This window comes from Azospirillum palustre, from assembly GCF_002573965.1.
GTDB classification, from domain to species: domain Bacteria; phylum Pseudomonadota; class Alphaproteobacteria; order Azospirillales; family Azospirillaceae; genus Azospirillum; species Azospirillum palustre.
Window position 1 is genome coordinate 1 of sequence record NZ_PDKW01000030.1, and the last position, 3,166, is coordinate 3,166.

General features: G+C 71.1%; 2 protein-coding genes. Both read left to right on the top strand.

Going from position 1 to position 3,166, the window contains the following annotated elements:
- On the top strand, positions 1-456 hold a 456-nt coding region (locus tag CRT60_RS00195), incomplete at its 5' end, for a phosphopantetheine-binding protein (RefSeq protein WP_244592183.1).
- Positions 453-3,166, top strand: a 2,714-nt coding sequence (locus tag CRT60_RS00200; RefSeq protein ID WP_143272918.1) for a condensation domain-containing protein, incomplete at its 3' end; no start/stop codon positions are given. The genes CRT60_RS00195 and CRT60_RS00200, both read left to right, overlap by 4 nt.

The window sequence follows — 3,166 nt, forward strand, 5'->3', positions numbered from 1 at the left end:
CGCGACCTGCCGGACTACATGGTCCCGTCGCATCTGGTGGTGCTGGAACGGTTGCCGCTGACGCCGAACGGCAAGCTTGACCGCAAGGCCCTGCCCGAGCCTGCGCCGGATGCCGGCGTGGAGCATGTTCCGCCATCGACGGCGACAGAACATGCAGTGGCGGAGATCTGGCGGTCGGTGCTTGGGGTGGAGCGTGTCGGCGGCGCCGACAATTTCTTCGCACTCGGCGGCCATTCGCTTCTGGCGGCACGGGTGGCGGCACGGCTCCGCGAGCGGCTCGCGGTGGAACTGCCCCTGCGCACCCTGTTCGAGGCATCGACCCTGGCCGAGTTGGCGGCGCGGATCGACCGGGAGACGGCGGACGGCGCCGCGGAGGAGGAGATCGGCCGCATGGACGCCCTGCTGGCCGACCTCGAAGCCGATTTTGAAGCCCTGCCGTCGGAGGTCGCGCAATGACCACGCCTGTCCAGCATGAGCCCCAGCATGAACCGGCGGAGCGGCCGGCCGACGCGCTCGCCCAGATCGCCCGGCGCCTCGACGTGTTGCCCGCCGACCGGCAGGAGGAGTTCCTCCGGCGTTTGGCCCAGACAGGAATTTCCTTCGCCCGGCTGCCGATCCTGCCGGGTCGCCGGCCGGACCGGCTGCCGCTGTCCCATGCCCAGCGGCGGCTGTGGGTGCTCTGGCAGCTCGACCGCCATAGCCGGGCCTACCACATTCCGATGGGTCTGAGCCTGACCGGTTCCCTTGACCGGGAGGCGCTTGCCGCTGCCTTCGCCGATATCCTGGCACGGCACGAGGTGCTGCGGACCAGCTACCCGGCGTGCGACGGCGAGGCTGAACAGCGCATCCATCCCGCCGCTCCCCCGGACATCGCCTGGACCGATCTGTCGGCCGTGGTCCCGGTGGAACGGCAAACCCGGCTGCGGGCCCTGGCCGACGCGGAGGCGGCAACCCCCTTCGATCTGGAAGCGGCACCGCCGGTCCGCCTGCGGCTGGTGCGGCTGGCGGAGGACGGGCATGCGCTGTTCCTGACGCTCCACCACATCGCCGCCGATGGCTGGTCGGTGAACCGGCTGGTGGAGGAATTCGCCGCTTTCTACGTCGCCCGGCGGGAGGGGCGGGACGCCGGGCTGCCCCCGCTGCCGATCCAGTATGCCGACCATGCGCTGTGGCAGGACCGGCTCCTGCGCAGCGGCGAAGGGGCGCGCCAGCTCGACCATTGGCGTGCCGTGCTGGGCGATGAGCAGCCGGAGCTGATGCTGCCGCGGGACGGGGAGAGCGCAGCGGACGGTGGGCAGGAGCGCGACCGGCGCGAGGCGGGCGTCCCGTTCGCCCTCGACGATGCCCTTGGCGCCCAACTGCGCGCCGTGGCCGGCAAGATGGGGGCGACCGTCGCCAATCTTCTGTTGGCCGCATTCCTGCTTCTGCTTCACCGTCACACCGGGCAGGGGGATGTGCGGGTGGGGGTGCCGGTCGCCGGGCGTCATCGCGCCGAAACCGAGCGCCTGATCGGCCTGTTCGTGAACAGTCAGGTCATCGGCGCGGACCTGCATGGCGGGCTCGGTCTGCATGAGGTGCTGGCGCAGGTTCGCGGCCGGTCGGTCGACGCCCAGGCCAACCAGGATCTGCCCTTCGAGCATCTGGTGGACGCCCTGAGGCCGGAACGCCGGCTCGACCGCAATCCGCTGTTCCAGGCGATGTTCAACCATCAGCACCGTCGGCTGTCGGCGCTGGACCGGGTCGCCGGTCTGACGATCAGACCGCTGGCGGGCGGCCCCCGCATCGCCCTGTTCGACCTGTCGCTCGAGGTCGAGGAGGATGACGGTGGGCGTATCCGCTGCGACCTGCGCTATGCCGCCGACCGCCTTGCGGCGGAGCGGGCCGCCGCGATGGCGGAGGATTACCGGCGCATCCTTGCCGCTTTCGCCGCGGAGATGGGCGGTCCGGTCGCGTCCATCCGCCTGTCGGCCGACGACCGCATGGATGTCGCCACCATGCCCCTGAGGACGGCCTCCGGTGCCGCCCCATCGCCCGCGACGCTGTTCGATGCCCGCGCGACGGACTCTCCGGAAGCCGTCGCCCTGGTGGCCGATGGGAGGTCGGTGACCTTCGGTGCCTTGAAGGACCGCTCGGACCGGCTGGCCCGGCGGCTCCGTGCGCTGGGTGTCGGGCCGGATGTCCGGGTCGGGCTGGCGGTCGAGCCATCGCCCGCTATGATCGTCGGGCTTCTGGCCGTGCTGAAGGCGGGCGGAGGCTATGTGCCGCTCGATTGCCGCCTCCCCCATGACCGGTTGGCGGGCATGATCGCCGACAGCGGCATGGCTCTGATCCTGAGGCAGGACAGCGTGCTCGGTTCGATACCGACCGGGGTGGACTGCCTGACGCTGGACGCCGACGGAATGTGTGGGGACGGGATAGGCGGGGATGAGCCGGACGCGGAGGGCGATCTCCGGGCTCCGGTGGACGAAGCCCTGGCCTATCTGATCTACACCTCCGGATCGACCGGGACGCCCAAGGGCGTCATGGTTTCCCATGGGGCGCTCGCCCGCCACTGTCTGGCGGCGGCCGAGGCTTATGGGATGACCGCCGGGGACCGGCTGCTGCATTTCGCCTCCTTCGGCTTCGATGCGGCGAGCGAACAGATCCTGATGCCCCTGCTGGCGGGGGCCGGTGTCGTCCTGGGCGCCATGGCGGATTCCACGCCGGAACGGCTGGCGGCGCTGATTCTGCGCGACGGCGTCACTGTGGTTGACCTGCCGCCGGCCTATCTTGCCCGCCATGCCGAGGCCCTGGCCGATGCCATGCCCGGCCACCGCCTGCGCGCCTGCATCCTGGGCGGAGAGGCCTGGGATCTGTCGCTCACCGGGCGCCTCGCCGGCTGGACCGGCCGAATCTTCAACGCTTACGGGCCGACCGAGGCGGTGATCACCCCTCTCGTCTGGCAGGCCGCCGATGAACGGCAAGCCGGAACCGCTCCCATCGGCCAGGCGATCGGCGAGCGCCGGGCGATGGTGCTCGACGCTTCGCTGAATCCGCTGCCGCTCGGGGCGGTCGGGGAGCTTTATCTTGGCGGCGCGGGGTTGGCGCGGGGCTACCTGAACCGTCCCGGCCTGACGGCGGAGCGCTTCGTCGCCGATCCGTTCTCGACGGGCGGCGGGCGGCTCTA